This is a genomic window from Halanaerobium congolense, assembly GCF_004366375.1.
Taxonomy (GTDB): Bacteria; Bacillota; Halanaerobiia; order Halanaerobiales; family Halanaerobiaceae; genus Halanaerobium; species Halanaerobium congolense.
Genome location: NZ_SOEF01000002.1, coordinates 25,717 through 47,808 on the forward strand (window position 1 = coordinate 25,717; position 22,092 = coordinate 47,808).

At 34.7% G+C, this 22,092-nt stretch carries 17 protein-coding genes; 11 read left to right on the forward strand and 6 right to left on the reverse strand.

The annotated features are described in order from the left end of the window. Window positions 1–28 precede the first annotated feature (28 nt). The 8 genes from C7954_RS00985 to C7954_RS01020 all read left to right on the forward strand — a co-directional run bounded on the left by C7954_RS00985 (window position 29) and on the right by C7954_RS01020 (window position 6,655). Window positions 29–580, forward strand: a complete 552-nt coding sequence (locus C7954_RS00985; protein WP_089656035.1) for an ECF transporter S component — start codon at window positions 29–31, stop codon at window positions 578–580. A 190-nt stretch (window positions 581–770) separates the two neighbouring features. Beyond that, window positions 771–1,517 (forward strand): hypothetical protein, encoded by a 747-nt coding sequence (locus tag C7954_RS00990; RefSeq protein WP_110300821.1) that lies wholly within the window; start codon window positions 771–773, stop codon window positions 1,515–1,517. 5 nt (window positions 1,518–1,522) lie between these two features. After that, complete coding sequence (locus C7954_RS00995) at window positions 1,523–2,107, forward strand: hypothetical protein (protein ID WP_089656033.1); 585 nt, start codon at window positions 1,523–1,525, stop codon at window positions 2,105–2,107. A gap of 194 nt (window positions 2,108–2,301) precedes the next feature. After that, the gene (locus C7954_RS01000) at window positions 2,302–2,904 is read left to right on the forward strand and encodes an HAD family hydrolase (protein ID WP_134058451.1); all 603 of its coding nucleotides are present in this window, start codon (window positions 2,302–2,304) and stop codon (window positions 2,902–2,904) included. Window positions 2,905–2,909: 5 nt separating this feature from the next. Beyond that, window positions 2,910–3,566, forward strand: coding sequence for a DUF47 domain-containing protein (locus tag C7954_RS01005; protein ID WP_134058454.1), 657 nt, complete (start codon window positions 2,910–2,912; stop codon window positions 3,564–3,566). Between the two features lie 26 nt (window positions 3,567–3,592). Then, window positions 3,593–4,636, forward strand: coding sequence for an inorganic phosphate transporter (locus tag C7954_RS01010; protein WP_134058457.1), 1,044 nt, complete (start codon window positions 3,593–3,595; stop codon window positions 4,634–4,636). Between the two features lie 83 nt (window positions 4,637–4,719). Beyond that, complete coding sequence (locus C7954_RS01015; RefSeq protein WP_133506022.1) at window positions 4,720–6,090, forward strand: mechanosensitive ion channel family protein; 1,371 nt, start codon at window positions 4,720–4,722, stop codon at window positions 6,088–6,090. Window positions 6,091–6,103: 13 nt separating this feature from the next. After that, entirely contained in the window at window positions 6,104–6,655 is a 552-nt protein-coding gene (locus C7954_RS01020; RefSeq protein WP_110300825.1) for a DJ-1 family glyoxalase III, read from the forward strand. A gap of 322 nt (window positions 6,656–6,977) precedes the next feature. Here C7954_RS01020 and glgP read toward each other — a convergent pair whose 3' ends face one another. The 3 genes from glgP to C7954_RS01035 all read right to left on the reverse strand — a co-directional run bounded on the left by glgP (window position 6,978) and on the right by C7954_RS01035 (window position 11,163). After that, window positions 6,978–8,588 carry an alpha-glucan family phosphorylase gene (gene glgP / locus C7954_RS01025; RefSeq protein WP_134058460.1) on the reverse strand — a complete coding sequence of 537 codons (1,611 nt, stop codon included), beginning with the start codon at window positions 8,586–8,588 and terminating at the stop codon, window positions 6,978–6,980. Between the two features lie 96 nt (window positions 8,589–8,684). Further along, window positions 8,685–10,169, reverse strand: coding sequence for a glycosyltransferase (locus tag C7954_RS01030; protein WP_134058463.1), 1,485 nt, complete (start codon window positions 10,167–10,169; stop codon window positions 8,685–8,687). Continuing rightward, on the reverse strand, window positions 10,162–11,163 hold the full coding sequence (locus C7954_RS01035; protein ID WP_243833628.1) for a carbohydrate kinase family protein: 1,002 nt from the start codon (window positions 11,161–11,163) through the stop codon (window positions 10,162–10,164). The genes C7954_RS01030 and C7954_RS01035 overlap by 8 nt, the downstream gene beginning before the upstream one ends. A 210-nt stretch (window positions 11,164–11,373) precedes the next feature. Here C7954_RS01035 and pulA point away from each other — a divergent pair, with 210 nt between their 5' ends. Next, window positions 11,374–13,293: a type I pullulanase gene (gene pulA, locus C7954_RS01040; protein WP_134058466.1), complete on the forward strand. Its 1,920-nt coding sequence runs from the start codon at window positions 11,374–11,376 to the stop codon at window positions 13,291–13,293. A 134-nt stretch (window positions 13,294–13,427) separates the two neighbouring features. Beyond that, a complete protein-coding gene (locus tag C7954_RS01045; RefSeq protein ID WP_134058470.1) occupies window positions 13,428–15,347 on the forward strand; it encodes a DUF4914 family protein in 1,920 nt (639 codons plus the stop codon). Window positions 15,348–15,473: 126 nt separating this feature from the next. On the opposite strand, the gene glgD is transcribed toward C7954_RS01045, so the two are convergent. From glgD to glgB, 3 genes are read right to left on the reverse strand one after another with little or no spacing between them, the layout of a single operon-like run. Beyond that, window positions 15,474–16,625: a glucose-1-phosphate adenylyltransferase subunit GlgD gene (gene glgD / locus C7954_RS01050; protein WP_133505718.1), complete on the reverse strand. Its 1,152-nt coding sequence runs from the start codon at window positions 16,623–16,625 to the stop codon at window positions 15,474–15,476. 1 nt (window position 16,626) lies between these two features. After that, complete coding sequence (locus C7954_RS01055; protein ID WP_134058473.1) at window positions 16,627–17,808, reverse strand: glucose-1-phosphate adenylyltransferase; 1,182 nt, start codon at window positions 17,806–17,808, stop codon at window positions 16,627–16,629. 41 nt (window positions 17,809–17,849) lie between these two features. Then, window positions 17,850–19,832: a 1,4-alpha-glucan branching protein GlgB gene (gene glgB, locus C7954_RS01060; protein WP_134058476.1), complete on the reverse strand. Its 1,983-nt coding sequence runs from the start codon at window positions 19,830–19,832 to the stop codon at window positions 17,850–17,852. 290 nt (window positions 19,833–20,122) lie between these two features. Between glgB and glgA the strand changes: the two genes are divergently transcribed. After that, the gene (gene glgA / locus C7954_RS01065) at window positions 20,123–21,871 is read left to right on the forward strand and encodes a glycogen synthase GlgA (RefSeq protein WP_110300833.1); all 1,749 of its coding nucleotides are present in this window, start codon (window positions 20,123–20,125) and stop codon (window positions 21,869–21,871) included. Window positions 21,872–22,092: the final 221 nt, after the last annotated feature.

The window sequence follows — 22,092 nt, forward strand, 5'->3', positions numbered from 1 at the left end:
TTAAATACAATAAGTTTAGTCCACCTGGATCAATGGACTGGGATGGGAGGAAAAGAAAATAAAACTCAAAACAAGACAGATCGTAATTGCTGGTATGCTGGGGGCTATTTCTATCATTTTAGGTGCTACAGGATTAGGATTAATACCCTGGCCGAGTGCAGCTGGACATGCAACAATAATGCATCTGCCTGCTATTTTAGGGGGAATTATCGAAGGACCTATAGTTGGTTTGTTAATTGGATTAATATTTGGAGTCTTTAGTTTTCTCAGAGCAACAAATCCAATTTTTGCTGATCCAATTATAGCCATCCTGCCGAGACTCTTTATTGGGATAGCTGCTTATTATGCTTACCGCTCAACTAAAAATATTAGTCAGAGCACTTCTCTGATTTTAGCAGGAGCAGTAGGAACTATAGTCAATACTGCAGGAGTTCTAACTTTAGCTGTTGTAAGAGGGTATCTACCCTTAAGTGCAGCTCTAGCAGTAGCAGCAACAAATGGTATTCCAGAAATAATTGTAGCTGCTGTATTTTCTTTAATTATCGGTAAGGCGTTAATTAATTTTCAACAAAATAATTAGAATAAAAAACACTGAGGTTAAATAAATTTAGCTTCAGTGTTTTTTAGATTTTTGGCCAGTTATAGGCAGGATTTATAACTAAATTAAAGGATTCTCATAGACTTTTGACTTAGACTCTCTTTTTAATGTATAATATAATATATAGATAAGATTAATATACTCCATTTGGGCTTGAGAGGAGGAGTTAAAAATGAAAGATAAGCAGAGAATTAAAGAAGTACTGGAAAACACAGAGATTTTGCTTGAACCAGATGATTTAATTTCTACTGATCATGATACAACTCTCCACTATTATGTGCTCAGCAAGCCATATTATTTAGATGAATTTCCGGATGAGGGTCCAGAAACTAAGGTTAGAGAAGGAAAAATAACCTGGGAGAAGCCCAAGCTTTTAACTCCGGATTATATGATAAATATGAGCGGCTTTAGTGGTGAAGCAAAGGACGCAATGCAGATGATTGCACGTGATAATCCTGATCTGGCTGGACTGCTTTATAAAATGAATTATCGCAAAGAATCAATCAGCACTTTTACTATCAGCAGAGAATTCGAAAAGGCTGAAGCTGAAATAAGAGACAAAATTGATCAAAATGATGATAAAGATAATAATTTAACTGTAATTATTAAGGGAGTAGATGAACTTTGGGATGTTTCATTAATGAAGTTTATTCAGAACCTGGTGCTGAAAAGTGCTTATAAATCACAGCTTCCTGATTATGAGGAAAAAGGATTTTTAAGTACTGATGATCAGGGATATTCCGTAGTTACCAGAAATCTTGAAGGACTGCCAATTGCAGCCAGTGAAGAGATCGAAAAAATGTTTGAGATGGTTAAAAATGGTGATGAAGCTCCTTCAAGATTAAAAAAGGAGCTTGATCGCTGGGGAGTTTTTAATGCATATCAAGATAGATTTTTTGATCTGTTTAAGGAGGACTGATAATTATGAAAAGCGCTTATGAAAAAGCTATGGAAAGAGCAGATGAAGTTTATGGAGCTAAGGCTGATGATGTTAATTCTTTAGAGATTAGAGAAAATTTAAAGGAAATTATGGCACCATTTTTTAAAGAAGAGATGGATGCTGAGGCTTTGTGGCATGAATTAAAAGATAAAGATGAAGCTTATTTAAAAGAAGCTCAGCTGATGTTAATTGAATCAATTGGACTTCGCAATTCTTCGGAACAAATTAAAAGACGAAAAGAAGCAGTTGTTGCTGTTGAATCACTTAAAGAAAGTGGAAACAGTACCTTTTTTGAAAAACAGTTTACCCAGGCTCAGAGTCTGCAGCAGCAGTATCAAACTCAGAAGAAACAGCTTGATGAACAGGTAAAACAGCATTTAGAACAAGCACAGTCTCAGGGCCAGGGTCAGAACCCTTTAGCTGCTGCTCAAAATAGAAATGCTGATAGCCAAAATGGAATGAATGCTCAAATGAGACAGCAGCTGGCCCAGAAAGTATCAGAGTTTCAGGAAGGCTATAATAAGCGATTCAATCAACTAATTGAAAAAATGAAAGCGGAAATTGAATAAGAAAAAATATTAAATATTATATTTAACAGTTGATGCAGTTGATGCAGTAAACTGAACTTAATATTGTTATACTTGATATCTAAATCCGACCACTTTGTGTCGGATTTTTTGCTTTAAAAGTCAAAATAAAAAGGGAAAATTTGATTAAGCGAGAATAGTATATATAAGTAATAGGAGCAGAGGAGTGTGGAATTTTGATTAAAAATATTATTTTTGATCTGGGAAATGTGCTTTTAGATTTTGATCCTGAGCAATATTTAATAGATTTGAATTATCAGGGAAAAATAAAAGAAAAATTAAAATCAGAAATTTTTCAAACTGAAGAATGGTTAATGTTAGATCGGGGAACTATTAATCAAAAAGAAGCAGTTAAAATCTGGCAGCAGAGAAATCCTAATTTAAAAGCTGAAATTGCAGATGTAATGGCTGAATGGGAAAAAATATTGACAGTAAAAAAAGACAGCCTTAAAATTTTAAAATCGCTTGCTGCTAAAAATTATAATTTATATATTTTATCAAATTTTCATAAAAAAGCCTTTGATTATGTAAGTAATAAATATGATTTTTTTAATTATTTTGATGGTCGAGTGATTTCGGCTGCTGTGAAAATGATCAAACCGGAAGCTGAAATATATGATTATTTACTTAAAAAATTTGATTTAGAGGCTGAAGAAACAGTATTTATTGATGATTCCAGAAAAAACATTGAGGCAGCTTCAGCAAAGGGAATAAGAGTTATTCATTTTAAAGATGCTTCCTCTTTAGCGGAGGAGTTAAAACTATATTTAAAGGAGTGACAGTGATGCCCCACATATTATTTGGTCGTTCAAAAGAATTGGAAATAGAGATTAAGGAGTATCTAGATCTTGTTAACCAGGGGTCTTTAACTTTTAAACGAGATTTAAGCAGATATATTAAAAAGAATTTTGAACTTTTTGAAGAGTCTTTGACAGATATTAAAGAAATAGAGAACAATGCTGATGAACACCAAAAAGATATAAAATATAAGCTTTATAAATATATGCTGATACCTGAATCTAGAGCTGATGTTCTGGGTATTATCGAAGAAATTGACACCATTACTGATTTAGCTAAAGAAGTAATATATGAAATTTCTATCGAAAAGCCATTTATTCCAGAAGAATTAGAAAATGAGTTTTTAGAATTAGTAGAAAACAGCACAGAAGCTGTGGATATGCTGGTCAAAGTCGTCAGGGCATTTTTCGAAGAGATTTCGCAGGTCAATGATTATGTAAATAAAGTTCATTTTTTTGAACATCAGGCAGATAAAAATGAAGAGAGGCTCAAAAGAAAGATATTTTCTGAGCAGTTTGAAAAAATTGATATAGCTCATAAATTACAGCTGAGATATTTTATCGAAGAGATTGCAGCTTTATCTGATCAGGCAGAAAGTGTTAGTGAAGATGTTTCGGTAGCAGCAATTAAAAGAAGAATTTAAAAATAAGATTGGATGGTGTGTGAGAAATGATTGAAATAATGATTTATCTCTCCAGCGGTTTATTTTTGGGTTGGTCATTGGGAGCAAATGATGCAGCTAATATCTTTGGTACTGCTGTTGGAAGTAGGATGGTTAAGTTTTCTACGGCAGCTTTGATTATGACGATTTTTGTGATTTTAGGAGCTGTAGTCAGTGGAGCTGGAGCCTCACATACACTGGGAGCTTTAGGGCAGGTAGGAACTCTACCAGCAGCCTTTGTTGTTGCTTTTTCAGCAGCAGTTGCTGTTTCCTGGATGACTAAATTAAGTCTTCCTGTTTCCACATCACATTCAATTGTTGGGGGAATTATTGGTTGGAATCTTTATTCCGGTTTTGCGACAGATTTAGATGTTTTAAGAGAAATTGTTGGTGCCTGGATATTTTCACCTATTTTGTCAGGCTTTTTTGCAGTAATCTTATATTTTATTTTTAAGAAACGCCTAAATAAAGCTAAAATACACTTGCTGCATCTTGATTTTTATACACGCTGGGGGCTTTTAATTGTTGGTGCTTTTGGTGCTTACTCACTGGGGGCGAATAATATTGCAAATGTAATGGGAGTTTTTACCGGGATCATGGAGATTCCAAATTATGATTTAGGCTTCCTAACCTTTACAGGAGCACAGCAGTTATTTCTTTTAGGAGGAATTGCTATTTCAGTGGGAGTTGTTACTTACTCAAAAAGAGTTATGCTTACAGTTGGATCCAACATCATGGACATTTCACCAATTGGAGCTTTTATTGTTGTTTTAGCAAGCTCTACAACACTTTTTGTCTTTGCTTCTTCAACTTTGAAAGATTTTTTAATAATGTTAAATCTGCCTTCTTTACCGCTGGTACCAGTTTCCAGTTCACAAGCAGTAGTGGGAGCAGTTTTAGGTTTGGGTCTTGCCAAAGGTGGGCGGAATATTAATTTTAAATTACTGGGTAAAATTGGAGTTGGCTGGATATTAACACCAATCACAGCAGCTTTGATTTCATTTATACTGCTTTTTTTCATGCAGAATGTTTTTATTCGTTCAGTTATTTAAAAACTAAAGAGTCACAGCTGGTGTTAAAAATATTAAAAAGCAAATAATTAAGATATGATATGAGATAATAGTGAGGTGCTATAATGCTTGAAGATATAAAAATAGAAGAATATGGACAGCTTATTATAGATAAGGTTGAAAATTATCTGTTTGTATGGAGTAATTTAATTGAATTAGTAATTTTTATTTTTATGATAGCTGCTGCTTATTTTTTATCTAAAATTTTATATAAACATGTTGATGAATTATTAGATAAAATTAAAGTTTTAAAAGAACGAAAAAAGATTAGAATAATTGATCAATTATTATTTCCTTTGATTTTAATGATTTTAATTGGGGTTTATTATGTAACTGCTGTCGCCTTTAATTTACCAGTTGTAATTATAAGTATTTTTGGGAACTTAGTATCAGCCTGGTTGGTAGTAAAAACTATTACTCTATTTTTTCCGAGAAATAAAATGTTTAGATTTTTATCAGCATTAATCTGGATAATAGCAGCATTAAGAATCTTAAATATATACCAGGAGACTGTAAATTTTTTAGAAAGTTTAGCGTTTAACAGCGGTAACTTAAGAATTTCATTATTATTAATAATGAAGGCAGTAATCATATTTAGTATTTTATTTTGGCTTGCTGGGAAGCTGAGTCGATTGGTAACAGGTCGAATAGATAAAAGTAATGATTTAACTCCTTCAGTTAAAGTATTATTAAACAAAATAGCTAAATTTTTAATTTTTACTTCAGCAATTTTATTTACACTCAGTGCTGTTGGAATTAACCTTAGTGCTTTTGCATTTCTTGGTGGTGCTATTGGTGTTGGTTTAGGTTTTGGTTTACAGAAGATAGTATCTAATTTTATTAGTGGGATTATTATTCTAGCTGATAAATCAATTAAACCTGGGGATGTAGTTGAAATTGGAGATGTTTATGGTTGGGTTAGAAAATTAGATACTCGCTTTGTTTCGGTTGTAACTCGTTCAGGTAAAGAATTTTTAATTCCAAATGAAGATTTTATTACAAAAGAAGTAATTAACTGGTCTTATAGTGATGAACTAGTTAGAGTAGATGCAGAAGTTGGGGTTTCCTATGATAGTGATTTAAGGCTGGTCCAGGAATTAATGATGAAAGCTATTGAGGAAAAGGATAGAATTTTAAATGAACCTGAATCAAATGTGCTTTTAATGGGATTTGGTGACAGCTCAGTTAATTTTGAAATCCGTTTTTGGATTAGTGATCCCAGGAATGGAATCCAGAATATTCGTAGTCAGGTTTTATTATCTATCTGGGATTATTTTAAAGAACATGAGATTGAAATTCCATTTCCACAAAGAGATTATCATTTAAAATCATTACCAGATGATTTAACAAAATATTTAAATAAAACTAAGACGATGGAAAAGAAAGAAGTTAAAGGTGAAGATAAAAAAGAGAGAGAAGACTCAAAAGAGAATTAAAGGAGGCTAATTTATGGCAAAGATTTTAATTCCGTTGGCTGAAGGATTTGAAGAAATTGAAGCAGTTACCAATATTGATGTTTTAAGACGAGCAGGACTTGATGTTATAACTGCAGGTATTGGAAGCAAAAAGATAGAAGGTGATCACGGAATAAAGGTTGAAGCTGATACTGTGATTTCTGAGATTGATGCTGCTGATTTAGGGGCTGTAGTTTTACCTGGTGGAATGCCTGGTGCTGCTAATTTACGTGACAGTAATAAACTGCGTAACATTATAAAAAAATTGAATGAAGAAAATAAATTATGTGCAGCAATTTGTGCGGCCCCAATTGTTTTTGAAGCAGCAGGAATCTTAGATGGAAGAAAAGCAACCAGTTATCCTGGTTATGATAAGGATATGACATCCTGTAACTACCAGGAGGATAGAGTTGTAATTGATGGTAATTTGATTACTGGTAGAGGAGCAGGTGTTGCCGTGGAATTTGCAATGACATTAGTTGAATATTTATTGGACAAGGAAACAAAAGAGGAGTTACAAAAATCAATGCTGGTTAAAAGTAATTAGCAATTTAGTCGAAATAGCCTAAAAGCAGATAAAATTAAGAAAAGCCTACCCGTTGTTTGGCTCACTGAGCTTTCATTTTATAACGAATAGTCAGCTCAGCATTAGGACATCGAGTCCGTCAGACAAGTTCGGGTAGGCCTTAATTTTAATGTTTCTAAATAAATATAAATAAAAAAAGAATTGGCATTTTAACCTAAATAGACTTAAATCTAAATAATAAGCGATGGTAGTTCCCATGTTTGAGCGAAGCGAGTTAGGAACTACAGCTTATTATTTATTAATGAAAGTCGTTATGAAGGTTATAGCCAATTCTTTTTATTATTTATTTATTATACATTTCAGCATAATATCTTTCTAACATTCTTTTAGCAGAGAATCTTTCATAAGTTGTAGCAATACTTTCCATCATCATATCTTTCCAGCGATCTTTATTGCCGTAGAAAGTAGGAACAACTTCATTTAATAAGACTCTGTAGAGTGCGTAAAGATCACTTTCATCCTGACCTTCACCTACATAACCGTCTCCAAACTGCCAACCATTAATTCCGTGCTCACAGCCTTCAACCCACCAGCCATCAAGAATACTCAGGTTCAGACCGCCGTTCATAGCAGCTTTCATACCGGAAGTACCGCTTGCTTCAAGTGGTTTGCGGGGATTGTTTAACCAAATATCAACACCGCGGGTCATGTAGCGGGCAATTTCCATGTTATAATCTTCTAAGAAAACTACACTATTTGGGAATTCTTTCGCTTTTTTAACCAGCTTAGCTACGATTTCTTTACCATTATCATCTGTTGGATGAGCTTTACCAGAAAAGACTATCTGAACATCACCTGATTCTAAATAAGGGTCAATCAGATCTGATTTCTTAAAGATTAAATTAGGACGCTTATAGGCTGTTGCCCTTCTGGCAAAACCGATAATTAACTTATCTGGATCAAGCTTAGCCCCATTTCTTTTCTTGATAAAATCAACCAACTCTTTTTTCATAGTCTGATGTGTTTTATAAATAGCTTCAGTGTCTCCCATATTTTCTACAATTCTATCATCAACCCAGGTGCCTCTATGAACACCATTGGTAATTGAGATGATTGGAGATTTACCAGCAACATTTTTCCACATTTCTCGTGAAGTTTGACCATGTAATTTAGCAACACCATTAGACACTCTAGAGAGGCGTAAACCTGCTACTGTCATGCTGAAAGGACTGTCGCCAATTTCTTTCATTTGTTTTCTAGTTAAAGTATTAAAAGCACTCATTTTTTTAAGACTATCTAAACTATGAGACTCATTTCCTTCTTTAACAGGTGTATGAGTTGTAAAGACAATTTCATCTTTAACATCATTCCAGGCTGTATGGAAGTCCATGCCAGTTTCAATTTTTTCTCTAATTAATTCAGTTCCTGCTAGAGCGGCATGTCCTTCATTGAAATGATAAATATCGATATTAAGGCCAAGCTTGCGGATAGCCCTAACTCCACCAATACCTAATGCAATTTCCTGGGCAATTCTTTTTTCATTAAATCCATCATAAAGGCCATCGGTAATTGTCTGATACTTTCTGTTTTCCGGCAGATTGGCATCCAAGAGATATAAAGTGGCATTGTTAAACTTGTCTAGCTTCCATATTTTAAGCTTAACTTCTTGCTCTCTAATTGTGACAGATACTGTTTCACCAGTGTCTACTGCATGTTTATAAATTTCTTTATTTACAGGATGCTGGTCTTCTGGTCTGCCTTCTGCATTGATTACCTGTTTTGAGTAACCTTTGCGCCATAAAAGTCCAATTCCTGTTACAGGATAAGAAAATTCTTTTGCCGCTTTGAGAATATCTCCTGCTAAAATACCTAGTCCACCTGCATAGATACGCATATTTTCATCTAATCCGTATTCCATACAGAAATAAGCTGTATGTGGCTTATTGTTGTTCATTAACAAATCACTCCCTAATATTAACTAAAATTTTTCTGTTTTTTTCTAATAATAGTTATTCCTATCTATTCATTATATCAAATTATTAGCAAATGTCTATTTTTTGAAAACATTTTCTTTAAATTTTTCTAATAATTTATGCTCATTATCACTATCAGGCAGAAAATAGTAGGCTGGAATTTTGTTATGAACTACTGGTACTTTAATGCTTAAACCCTTTTCCATTGCTTTAAGATAGCGTTTTGCAGTCTGCTCCCAGGTATATTTACTTTCTACTCGTTTTTTAGCTTTTAATTGATATTCTCTCCAAATTGAACTTTCACCTACAATTTTTTTGAGCCCTCTTGCTATATCAGCAGGATCTTCGGGATCAATTAAAATTCCAAATTCATCATCAGCCATAATCTCACTTTGACCACCATTTTTAGTCACAACTGCAGGTAAACCAGCTGCCATTGCTTCTACCGGTGCTAAACCAAAAGGCTCATAGAAAGAAGTGAGTGAAAAAACTGATTCTCTTTCTGCAAGATAACCATAACATTCTGCCAGTTCTTTTTGACTGCTCAAAGGGAACATAGAAACTTTGCCTTCTAAATCATATTCTTCAATAACTTTCATTATTTGATCTAAGATTTCTTTTTCTTCTCCTGCTGCAGAGCTGTAATCTTCAAATGGATTTTCAATACCACGGAGGGTAATCACTAAATTTGCTTTTTGCTGCAGTTCTTGATCTTCAGCAAAGGCTTTAACCAGTGCTAAATGGTTTTTCTTTTGATCAAGACGGCTGGCACAAATTACTGCCGGTTTTTCAAGTCCTGCAGGGTCTAAATCTCTATTTAAATACTTTTCAATCATTTCAGCAGCTGCTTTAGAATAATTTCCGTCAAAAACATCAGTATTAACTCCAGGTGGGATGACAGAAAATTTATTATCATTATCTACATCCACAGCTCCTTTATAATATGGATGAGAATATTGTTCCATTCTTTCCTGAGTAGTACTGACTATAATTTGGTTAGAAAATTTCATTGTTAATCTTTCTGCTATAATGCGGCTGTGAAATTTGAATCTATCTATTAACTGATTAAAATTAGCTTTAGAAAAATTTAATTTGTCCATTTTTTGGGCTCCAAGTGAATGGCCTGTAAATGAAAATGGAGTCTCCATTTTTTCTTTCAATAAAACTCCTGCCAGCCCACCATCACCATAATGGGTGGTAAAAAAGTCTGGGAAAGCAGCTTCCTCATCATAAAATTCGGCGATTGCATCAATATATTCCTTTAAGTGAGGCCATAACTTTTCTTTAGGCAGAAATTGATCTCCACCAAAGGGTAAGCGAATTATTCGTAAATTATCACAATTTGGATAGCTGTCATAAAGGCTGCTGAACTCAGGCCAGTCAGGATCATTTATTTGCCGGGTTATTATATCGACTTTAATTCCCATGTTAGCTAAAGCTTTACTAACTTCTTTAACATAAACCAGCTGGCCTCCAAAATCTGGATGCTCAGTCCAATAGCTGTCGTTAGGATCAAAGTTTCCCTGTGGATTTAAAAATGCTGCATGTTTAATTTCACGCATTAAAATTACCTCCCTCAATTGGCTGAATATCATAGTAAGATATAATTTCCATTAATGGTGGAACAGAAGATAGGGCACCAACACCTTGAATTTTAAAAGCTGCAACTGCATTTCCTAATTTGGCAGCTTCAACAATTGGAAGTCCTTTAAGAATTCCAGTTAAAAATCCGGACCAAAAAGAGTCACCGGCACCAGTAACATCAACAACTTTTTCTGAAAAAACCGGGATGTGTACCGGTTCATTTTTCCCATCAGAAAGTAGAACTCCATCTTTGCCTAAGGTTAAAATAACAATTTTAGCTCCATCATTATGATATTTTTTTAGATAATTTTCAGGATGATCCTGGCCATAGAGATGATAGGCATCATCTAAAGAGGGTTTAATAAAATCCGCTTGAGCTAAGAGTTCCCGGATTATTTCACTACCCTTATTACCTTCCGGCCACAGAATAGCTCTAAAACTTGGATCAAAAGCAAAAACTTTATTTTTTTCAACTGCATGTTCTACAGCTTTAACAGCATTTGTCCTCGCAGGATTTTTGGAGAGTATGAAACTTCCAGTAAAAAAGATTGAAGAATTATCTATTTTATTGTATATCTTTTCAGTTATCTTTATGTTAATATCTGCTCCCCTGTAAGCAAGCCAGGAAGGTGTTTTTTTACTTTTATTGACAAAAATAATTGGTGTTCCTTCTTCCTGATCATGCTGCAGACAGTCGAGATTAACACCCTCTTTTTTCAAAATTTCTGTCAAATATTCGCCAAATTCATCTTTACCGACTCGACTAATAAAGGCTGTTTTATTTTCTAAGCGCTGCATATTGACTAAGACATTGGCTGGAGAACCACCAAAATAGCGGGTAAAATTAGCACATTCTTTAAGTGGTGCTTCTTCTCTAGAAATCATATCTAGTAAAACTTCTCCATAAGCAGTTATATCGAAATCATTTTTTTCGAAAGTTAAACTGTCATGAATTGTTAACAATACTCTCACCTCACATTTTAATTTTTAAGCTGTTCTTAAATATATTATTTCTACATAAATTTTAAATAACCTGTTTTTTAAAAGAATTAATCCAAAAAACTGGCAGGAATAGCTAATAAGATAAAGAATAAATAATAGTATAGACAATAAATTACAATTAATTTCTTTAAAAATAATGCTAATTTTAAATAAAATTACATTAGTAGTGGAGATGATTTTATGTTTGAAAAAAAGCTGAATACAAAGCCGGCAAAATTATACTATGCAGGCGATGACTTAGGTTTAACGTTTTCTGAAGATAAGATACAGTATAAAATTTGGTCACCTCCTGCCCAGGCAGCAGCTATTGAAATTTATGCTGATGATCAGGGGTGTAAGAAGTCAGCTGAATTTGAGTTAGAAGCTTCAATTAGTGATACCTGGCAGATTGAATTTTCAAAAGAATATTACGGAAAATATTATCAGTTGAGATTAAAACTACCCCGTAAAGAATATACATTTGTTGATCCCTGGACCAAGGCAGTTGGAACAAATAGTAACTATGGTTTAATTGTTGATCCAGATAAAATTCATCCTCCGACTTGGACTCATGACCAGAAAGTGAAACTTGAAGATCCGGTTGATGCTGTAATTTATGAACTGCATGTTAAAGATTTTTCTGCATCAAAAGAAAGTGGGATTCGACATAAGGGTAAATATAGTGCCTTTACGGAAAGACATAGTGTAAATAAAGAGGGTATGTTGACCGGAATTGCCCATCTAAAAGAATTAGGAGTAACCCATGTCCATTTACTTCCTGTTTATGACTTTGCCTCAGTTGATGACACTGATCCTGATGATTATAATTGGGGCTATGACCCCTTATATTATATGGTTCCAGAAGGATCCTATGCTTCCAACCCGTCTAATGAGAGCAGAATTTATGAGTTTAAGAAAATGGTAAAAACGCTTCATGCTTATGGAATTGGTGTGATTATGGATGTAGTCTATAACCACACTTATCACACTCAGAATTCACCTTTTCAGAAGCTCTTTCCCAATTATTTTTACCGCTTTACTGAAGATGGAAAGTTTGCTAATGCATCTGGCTGTGGAAACGAAATCGCAACTGAACGAGAGATGATGCGTAAATATATTGTTGATTCCCTGCTGTATTGGAGTCGAGAATATCATATAGATGGTTTTAGGTTTGATTTAATGGCCGCTGTTGATCGTGAAACTATGCTTTTAGCTGAACATAAGCTGCGCAAAGAAAATTCTTCAGTTTTAGTTTATGGTGAACCGTGGACAGCGATTGAGCCGCAGCTGCACCGCTATCAGCAGATTAGAAAAAGTGATCAAAAAGGGACGGGAATTTCAGTTTTTAATGATAATTATCGAAATGCGCTTAAAGGAAATAGTGATGGCACGGAAAAAGGTTTTATTCAGGGAACGATTGGTTTAGAAAGAGAAATTAATGAAGGAATAATTGGCTCAATTGGATTAGAAGAAAGACGTTTATATGGTTTTACCCTTCATCCGGGAGAGAGTATTAATTATTTAGAAGCTCATGATAATCTGACACTTTGGGATAAGCTGGCCCGCTCCTGTCCTGGAGCTGATGAGGAGCAGCGAAAGAAGATGCACAAGCTGGGCCAGACAATTTTATTAACTTCTCAGGGAGTTCCTTTTATGCTGGCTGGAACTGAATTTTTGAGAACTAAATTTGGTGATAAAAACAGTTTTGCCTCTGATATTTCAGTAAATGAATTGAAATGGGAAAGAAAGACCACTTATAGAGATCATTTCAGCTATATCAAAGGTTTAATCAACCTCCGCAGCCATCATCCTGCTTTTAGGATGAGAAAAAGATCAGATATTAAAGAACATTTACATTTTATAAATTCTCCATTTGGAACTGTAGGTTATGGTATTTTCAATAATGCCAATGAGGATTCCTGGAGTACAATTTTAGTTTTGTTAAACCCTTCTAAAGAATGGAATCAGTTTCATCTTCCGGAAAATAGGACCTGGGCTATTGTTGTTGATGACAAAGAAGCAGGAACTGAACCAATTAGATTTTTTCATTCAGATGAAGTTTTAGTGCCCCCAATAACAGGTATGGTAATTTATGCTGCAGATCTAGTTACAGGCTATTAAAAGCTTGTAGCTTTTCTGCTCTTATGATAAAATAAATAACAAGTAACTGAGCAGTGAGTATTTTAATTTATTTTAAATTGTGGAAATCTTAATTTGTTTTAAGATAAGATTAAGAAGGGAGAAGATAGCAGCTTATGGTTAAAGTTAAGAGTTTAGAAAGAGATAAGGATTTAGAAAATGTTGAACTACCGGAAGAGGTTGAAGAATTGCTTGCAGCCTGTCCTAAATATATTGTTGCTCATAATGAACAGCAATTGGAAGATCTTTCTGTAAGAGACGCAAAAAATGGATGTCAGGAAGTGAAATATGATATTCCTGGACGAGGAGAAGTTGTAGAAGCAGTCGTCTGTAAAGTGAGGAATGGTATTTCTGCAAATTATCCTGAACCATATATGAGGCGGCGTGATCCTAACTGTATGCTGATTGCAGATGAAAAGGCTACAGATAAGGAAAAATATGAAAATCGTTTTGGTGAAAAGTTTGAAGATGGAATGCGTGCAGAAACCTTTGCTTGGTTAAAAAAGCAAGAACTTGCACTTTTCTTTTTTGAAACTGGGCCAAAAGGCTTAGGTGTTAAAGCACTAGCTGTTGTACCAGCAAATGCTGCCTTTTTTGCTTTTGGTCTTTCATTACTGCAGGGGATTGTTGATACTCGCAAGCTGGAAGAAGTATTTAAACCTACCTCTCATATTTATATTGCACCTCCTTTTAGACACACTCATTTTAATGGTGAGCAGGTTGTGGTTCACCGCAGGCTGAATACTAAATATGAAATGTTTGCTTATAATTTATATCCAGGTCCCAGTGCTAAAAAGGGAGTTTATGGAATGCTGATTAATCAAGGTGAAAAAGAGGAATGGGTAACTTTACACTGCTCAGCTGTTCAGGTAGTAACACCTTATGGTAATACAGTTAACATTTCACATGAAGGTGCCAGCGGTGGTGGTAAAAGTGAAATGTTAGAGGACATGCATCGTGAAAGAAGTGGGCGATTACTTTTTGGAAAAAATTTAATGACAGAGGAAAAATTTCATATAACTTTACCACAGGGTTGTGGTTTGCGGCCGATGACTGATGATATGGCAATCTGTCATAATTCACTTCAAAAAGATAATGGAAAATTAACTTTAATGGATGCTGAGAATTCTTGGTTTGTAAGGGTAGATCATATTGATAAGTATGGTACAGAACCAAACCTGGAGGCAATTACAGCTGATCCAGATAAACCTTTATTGTTTCTAAATATTGATGCTGCACCAAATAGTACAGCTTTAATCTGGGAGCATATAGAAGATGAGCCGGATAAACCATGTCCTAACCCTCGAGTTACTATTCCTAGAGATATTATACCTGATGTTCTAAAAGAACCGTTATCAATTGATGTCCGCAGTTTTGGGGTGAGAGTTCCTCCCTGTACTAAGGAAAATCCTACTTATGGAATTTTAGGATTATTTCATGTTTTACCACCAGCTCTAGCCTGGCTCTGGCGTTTAGTTGCTCCGAGAGGGTATGGAAATCCAAGTATTATTACTGGAGATGGAATGAGCTCTGAAGGAGTTGGCTCTTACTGGCCTTTTGCAACGGGGAAGAAAGTTGATCAGGCTAATTTATTATTAGAACAGATCATGGACACTCCAAAAGTAAAATATATTTTAATTCCAAACCAGCACATCGGTGCCTGGAAAGTTGGATTTATGCCCGAATGGATAACTAGAGAATATTTAGCTCGTCGGGGTGGAGCTTGGTTTACAGAAGATCAGCTGAGGCCGGCTCGAATGCCGCTGCTTGGATATTCACTGCAGGAACTGCTGGTTGAAGGCCAAAATATTGAAAGAGAATTTCTGCAGGTTCACCGTCAGGCAGAAGTAGGCGAAAAGGCCTATGATATTGGAGGTAAGATTCTCTCTGATTTCTTTAAAAAATGTTTAAGAGATTTTTTAGAACCTGGTTTACATCCTGTGGGCCGTAAAATAATCGAAACAGCTCTTAATGATGGGACTGTAGATGATTACGGTGACCTGATTGAAGGTGAACCAATAATTAGGGAAATTTAATAAAATTTGCCGAAGCAGAGCTGGGAGTTAAGTTTAAAGAAAAAGCTGGAGCGGTTCTGGCAGCTGATCAATTTATAGAATTTATTAAGGCATGTAGAAAAAATCTACATGCCTTTTTACACGTTATTAGACTATTGTATTTTTGGAAATAATCATTGGGAGGTTCGTATCTCCTTTTAATGATTTATCAGCAGTAATTTGAACTCCCTTATCTAAAATAACATTTTCTAGATAGGCATTGGCTCCAATCACTGATTTCTGCATAATAATAGAATTTTTGATTGTTGCTCCTGGATGAATTTTTACTCCTCGAAAGAGCACACTATTTTTTACCTCACCTTTAATCAAACATCCATTAGCAGTCAGAATGTTTTTAGCATTAACTCCATTTTTATAAGCAGTAGGTGCCTCGTCTTTTGGTTTAGTATAGATCGGGCCATTTTTTAAAAACAAATCCTGCCAGACAGTTGGTTTTAATAGTTCCAGGTTGCTTTTGTAATAGCCGTTAATTGAGTTGATAACTGCAGCATAAGAATGGAAAGGGTAACCGTAGATTTTTAAATTATCCAGGTTACCAATAATTGCATTTTTAATAAAATCCCATTCGCCTTTTGAAATACAGTCATCAATAATATCTAAAAGCAGATCTTTTTTCATTATATATTTCTGCATAGAAATTTTTTTATAATAATTCTTTTTTGGGTTAACTTTCATATCAATAATTCGGTCATTATCATCAGTGTTAATTACCGTATAAGTTGTGTCTCGACGAAAAACATTCAGCTCCCGATAAATTATTGTAATGTCATTTTCATTTTCTAAATGGTATTTAAAAGCATCTCTGTAATCAATATTTGCTACCACATTGGGGCTGTCGATGATTACATATTCCTGAGTGCTTCTTTTAATATAATCTATATTACTGGCAAAGTTCTGGAGATCCCCCTTATAGGCTCTATTTGCCTGATAAATATGGGCAGGCGGTAAAATAAAAAGTCCATTTCGTTTTCGATCTAAATCCCAGGCCTTACCAAATCCAATATGATCCATTAATGATCTGTACTTGGTCTGAAGTAAAAGTCCTACATTGGTGATACCAGAATTAACCAGATTAGATAGAGGAAAGTCAATCAAGCGATAGCGGGCTCCAAAAGGAACAGAAGCTAAAGAGCGGTGGCCCGTTAGTTTATCTAAAAATGATTCATCCAGAGCATTATTTATGATAGCCATTACATTATTCATACTTGCTCCGCCTTTTTTATAGATAGGTGTCATCATTTTATCCCACCACCATTCCTGCTTTAATATTTGAAGCCTCTGGGATTACTTCATCATCACCGATTACTGTGATTTTTAAATCCTGATCTTCATTTTCTATACCTATTTGAGAATCTTTTTCTATAATTACATTTCTGCCAACAATAGAATTTTTAATTTTTGCACCACTGCTGATTCGAGTATTTGGCAGAATAACTGAATTTTCAACTACAGCATTACGGGCAACTTTAACCCCAAAGAAAAGAACCGAGTTTTTGACAGTTCCCATGATTTGAGTTCCCTTATTGATCATGGAATTATCTACTACTGCATCTTCCGAAAGGTATTGAGGTGGACGATTTGGATTTACACTGTAAATAATCCAATTTCTATCCTGTAGATCTAATTCAGGATTTTCACCTAAAAGATCCATATGGGCCTGCCAGTAACTTTCAACAGTACCAACATCCTTCCAATAATCTTTGAAAGTAAAGGCATAGAAATTAAGTTGATCGGCCATCATTTGTGGAATAATATCATGACCAAAATCACCTGCTGAATCATCATTTGCTTCAGCTTCAGCTTTTAAATATTTTTTTAGATATTCCCAGTTGAAAATGTAAATTCCCATTGAAGCCAGATTGTTTTTGGCATTTTTTGGTTTTTCCTGGAATTCAATAATTTTTTGATCTTGATTGGTGTTCATAATACCAAAACGATGTGTCTCTTCCCAGGGTACTTCTAAAACTCCAATTGTAACATCTGCATTTTTATTTTTATGATAATTTAGCATTTCTGAGTAATCCATTTTGTAGATATGATCACCTGATAAAACCAGCACATATTCCGGATCATGAATATCTATAAACTCTATATTTTGATAAATTGCATCAGCAGTCCCCTTATACCAGGAACCCCCACCTTCTTTGACATAAGGAGGAAGTACAGTGACACCTCCGTTGTGTCGATCAAGATCCCAGGAGCTGCCGCTGCCTATATAGCTGTTTAAAATCAGGGGTTTATATTGGGTTAAAACTCCTACAGTAGTGATGCCTGAGTTTGAACAGTTGCTTAAGGGAAAATCAATTAAACGGTATTCAGCGCCAAAAGGAACTGCAGGTTTAGCAATATTCCTTGTTAATACTCCAAGTCTGGTACCTTTACCACCAGCCAGCAGCATAGCTATCATTTCTTCCTTAGGCATTTTAATACCTCCTTTAAAGCAGATAGAATCAGTTTAAAAATTTAATTATTATTGGTTACTTTTTTATTTGTATTTTCATTTATTTTTTTGTTTTTAACTTCAGCTTTAGTTTTTTCTTTTTTATCTATTTTTGCCGGCTTATATTTTAGGTAAATTCCGGCCAGTGGCGGTAGATTGATACTAATCGAATAGTCAAAACCATGGAAAGGCTTTGCTTCTGCTTTGACTCGAGCAGCAGTTTCGTAGTTTGAACCACCAAATACTTTTTGATCACTATTTAAAATCAGTTCATAACTTCCAGGTCCGGGAACCCCAATTCGATAATTATCTCTTGGATTTGGGGTGAAGTTTAGGAGAATAATTAATTTTTGAGATCCATTTTCAGAACTTCTTATAAAGCTGATTACACTTTGTTCATTATCATCTGCTTCAATCCAGCGGAAACCCTCTGCTTCATGGTCTAATTCCCAAAGCGCCTTTTCTTTCAGATAAACCTGATTTAGTTCCTGCATGAAATCCTGAGTTAATTGATGCTGATCATAATCAAGCAGAAGCCAGTCTAAACTCTGTTTGTAATTCCATTCGATAAATTGGCCAAATTCTCCCCCCATAAAAAGCAGTTTTTTGCCGGGATGAGCATACATGTAGCTGAAAAGAAGTCGTAAATTTGCAAATTTACGCCAGTAATCTCCCGGCATTTTATTTACAAGAGATTTTTTACCGTGAACTACCTCATCATGAGAAAGCGGCAGCACATAATTTTCGCTTTGACTGTACATGCTGGAAAATGTCAACTTGTTATGTTCCCATTTTCTATAAACAGGATCTTTTTCCATGTAGTCAAGAGTATCATTCATCCAACCCATATTCCATTTGAAATTAAAGCCCAAACCACCTTCATGGGCAGGGGTAGTTACTAGCGGCCAGGCACTTGATTCCTCAGCTATCATAAGAATTCCAGGATAGCGTTCAAACATCTCGGTATTTAATTCTTTGATAAATTCAATTGCTTCTAAATTCTCAAAACCTCCATATTCATTAGCAGCCCACTGACCATCTTCTTTCTCATAATTTAAATAAAGCATATTACTGACAGCATCAACTCTCAAACCATCAATGTGGAACTTTGCTGCCCAATAATTAGCACTAGAAATCAAAAAACTCCAAATTTCATTTTGAGCAAAATCAAAATTCAAAGTATCCCACTGAATATTTTCTGCCCTTCTGGGGTCAGAACTTTCATAAAGCTGTGAACCATCAAATAATCTTAAACCATGGTCATCTTTGCAGAAATGACTTGGCACCCAGTCCATAATTACTCCAATATCATTCTGGTGGAGCTGATCAACAAAATACATAAAATCCTCAGGGGTGCCGTAACGAGAAGTTAGGGCAAAATAACCTGTAGTTTGATAACCCCAGGAACCCGGAAACGGATATTCTGTTAAAGGCATTAGCTCAACATGAGTAAAACCCATCTTATTTATATAAGGTACAAGTTCATCTGCAATATCTCTATAGTTCATTAATTCCCCATCATCTTGTTTCCACGAGCCAAGATGCATCTCATAAATACTTATAGGCTCTCTAAGATGATTAGATTTTTTTCTTTTCTTAAGCCATTTTTTATCATTCCAGCTGTAATCTTTTGCTTCATAAATTTGTGAGGCAGTTTTTGGAGCTTTTTCCTGTCTGCGGGCATAGGGATCTGTTTTAATTCTAATTACACCTCTATAACCTCGAATCCAATATTTATAATACATTTTATTTTCTGCACCTTCGACAAAGGTAGTCCAAATTCCGGAGTCTTTAATTTTTTGCATCGGATTTTTACGTTTATTCCAATCATTGAAGTCACCAATTACACTAATTTCTTCAGCATTTGGAGCCCAGACGGTAAAGCGCACCCCTTTTTTTTCATTTTCTTCAGTAAGATGTGCTCCTAGAAAATTATAGCTTTCATAATGTCTTCCTTGATGAAAAAGATAACGATCATAGTCACCAGGATAATTTTTATTTGGCATTAAACTCCCCCCTAAAACTTGATTCGAAATTTATTTTAATAAACCTAATGAAGTAAATAAAGATAAATCTGCTGTTGTATTATATTTATTCTCTATTTAATTTAATTTCCCTTTAATTAATCATTATAGTTGAACTGTTTTTCTGCAGGCAGCCATCCAGAAAATATAATTAGTTGACATTGAACTGCAATTTTAATAAACTAAATGTATAGATCATAAAAATTTAGTTGATTTTGTAAATTATTAGGCAGTAGATAGAGATTGAGTGTATAATTATAGGAGGTGGCTCCATGAAAAAAGAAAAAAAGAAAATTTTATTTGTAGCTTCAGAGGCGGACCCATTTATTAAAACAGGGGGATTAGCTGATGTAGCTGGTTCATTACCACAGGCATTAATAGAAGAGGGTCATGATGTAAGATTGGTGATTCCACAGTACCGACAGATTCCAAAAAAATATAAGGATAGAATGGAATCAGTTTGTCATTTCAGAACAAAATTAGCTTGGCGGGATACATATTTAGGTGTAAATAAATTAGTAGAAGACGGAGTTCCAGTTTATTTCATAGACAATCAATATTACTTTGATCGTGATTCAATTTATGAGAATGAAGATAAGCATGAACAATTTGCTTTCTTTTCCCAAGCTGTATTAGATATGCTGCCTGTAATTGGATTTAAACCAGATGTTATTCATGCAAATGATTGGCAGACAGGTCCTTTACCACTGCTTTTTGCAGATCGTTACCGTCAGCAGAGTTATTACCAGGATATTAAAACAGTATTTACAATCCATAATCTTCGCTATCAGGGACAGTTCGATGGTCATGCTGCTGGAGATGTTTTAGGAGTAGCTCCACATCACTGGGCAAGTGGTAATATTAGACATAACGGCTTACTTAATTATATGAAAGCAGGGATTATGTATGCTGATCATATAACTACAGTGAGTGAAAGTTATGCAAATGAGATCCAGACTTCATATTTTGGTGAAGGTCTGGATTATGCTCTTAGATTAAGGGCTGATGACTTAAGCGGTATTTTAAATGGTATTAGCTATGACAAATTTGATCCAGAAACAAACAAAAACCTTGCAGTTCGTTTTTCAAAAGGGGAAGTTGATAAAAAAATTGCAAATAAGGTTCATATTCAGCAAAAAATGGGTCTGGAAGTAAATGGTGATAAACCACTGATTGGCTTTATTTCTCGATTGGTCGAGCAGAAAGGCTTAGATCTGGTACAAGCTGTTTTTGATGAAATAATGGCAACCGGAGCTCAGTTTTTAATTTTGGGTACCGGCCAAAGAGAATATGAAGAATTCTTTAAGGCAAAACAGCTTGAATATCCAGATGACCTATCAGTTAATATTAAATATGATGCCCAGCTTGCTGATCAGATTTATGCAGGAAGCGATATGTTTTTAATGCCTTCCCGCTTTGAGCCCTGTGGCTTAAGTCAGCTGATTAGTTTCCGCTATGGAACTATTCCGGTAGTTAGAGAAACTGGTGGTTTAAATGATACTGTGGTTGCTTATAATGAAGAAACCGGTGAGGGTACTGGTTTTAGTTTTGCAAATTATAATGCCCACGACATGCTGCATACAATTGAAAGAGCAGTTTCCTTTTATGATCAGAAAGGAATCTGGAATAAGCTGGTCACTCGAGTAATGAATCTTGATTACAGCTGGCATAATTCAGCTCAAAAATATTCCGAACTCTACCGTCAGTTAAACGGAGATGAGGGACAGAAACTTCTACAAAAAGGTGATGAATCAGAAGTTCAAATTAAGGTTTATGAGCCTGATGTGAAGCCAAAGCCTGAGGTGAAGCCAAAGAAAACTAAGGCATCTAAAAAAATAAGCATTAATCAGGCTGCAGCTTCTGAATTAGCTGAATTACCTGGTATTGGTGATGCATATGCAGAACGAATAGTAAATTATAGAGAGCAAAATGGTAACTTTACTAAAAAATCTGATTTAATTAAGGTTAAAGGTATAGGTAAGAAAAAGTATCAAAAAATTTCAAAATTACTTACATTATAACAGTTAAGTCTATTTTATAACTGAGTTTTAGACCGTCTTAATCGGCGGTCTTTTACTTGTTAATATTGATAAAAATGTCACAATTAAATAAAATACACTTTTGTTTGCTAATATGCAGGAGATTAAATATAATAGAAATAGAGAAAACTAAGTTTGAAGTTTTAATATAGTTTGCTGTTTAGATTAGTAAATTAATTTAGGTAATTAAAATATAAAACTGA

What these genes read in the sequence shown, in the direction of transcription:
- glgD (WP_133505718.1), bottom strand. Translation starts at nt 16,625, where the DNA reads ATGATGACACCTATCTATAAAAAAGGCGGAGCAAGTATGAATAATGTA.
- C7954_RS01005 (WP_134058454.1), top strand. Translation starts at nt 2,910, where the DNA reads ATGCCCCACATATTATTTGGTCGTTCAAAAGAATTGGAAATAGAGATT.
- C7954_RS01015 (WP_133506022.1), top strand. Translation starts at nt 4,720, where the DNA reads ATGCTTGAAGATATAAAAATAGAAGAATATGGACAGCTTATTATAGAT.
- C7954_RS01010 (WP_134058457.1), top strand. Translation starts at nt 3,593, where the DNA reads ATGATTGAAATAATGATTTATCTCTCCAGCGGTTTATTTTTGGGTTGG.
- C7954_RS00990 (WP_110300821.1), top strand. Translation starts at nt 771, where the DNA reads ATGAAAGATAAGCAGAGAATTAAAGAAGTACTGGAAAACACAGAGATT.
- glgA (WP_110300833.1), top strand. Translation starts at nt 20,123, where the DNA reads ATGAAAAAAGAAAAAAAGAAAATTTTATTTGTAGCTTCAGAGGCGGAC.
- C7954_RS01045 (WP_134058470.1), top strand. Translation starts at nt 13,428, where the DNA reads ATGGTTAAAGTTAAGAGTTTAGAAAGAGATAAGGATTTAGAAAATGTT.
- C7954_RS01020 (WP_110300825.1), top strand. Translation starts at nt 6,104, where the DNA reads ATGGCAAAGATTTTAATTCCGTTGGCTGAAGGATTTGAAGAAATTGAA.
- C7954_RS01055 (WP_134058473.1), bottom strand. Translation starts at nt 17,808, where the DNA reads ATGCCTAAGGAAGAAATGATAGCTATGCTGCTGGCTGGTGGTAAAGGT.
- pulA (WP_134058466.1), top strand. Translation starts at nt 11,374, where the DNA reads ATGTTTGAAAAAAAGCTGAATACAAAGCCGGCAAAATTATACTATGCA.
- glgP (WP_134058460.1), bottom strand. Translation starts at nt 8,588, where the DNA reads ATGAACAACAATAAGCCACATACAGCTTATTTCTGTATGGAATACGGA.
- C7954_RS01030 (WP_134058463.1), bottom strand. Translation starts at nt 10,169, where the DNA reads ATGCGTGAAATTAAACATGCAGCATTTTTAAATCCACAGGGAAACTTT.
- glgB (WP_134058476.1), bottom strand. Translation starts at nt 19,832, where the DNA reads ATGCCAAATAAAAATTATCCTGGTGACTATGATCGTTATCTTTTTCAT.
- C7954_RS00995 (WP_089656033.1), top strand. Translation starts at nt 1,523, where the DNA reads ATGAAAAGCGCTTATGAAAAAGCTATGGAAAGAGCAGATGAAGTTTAT.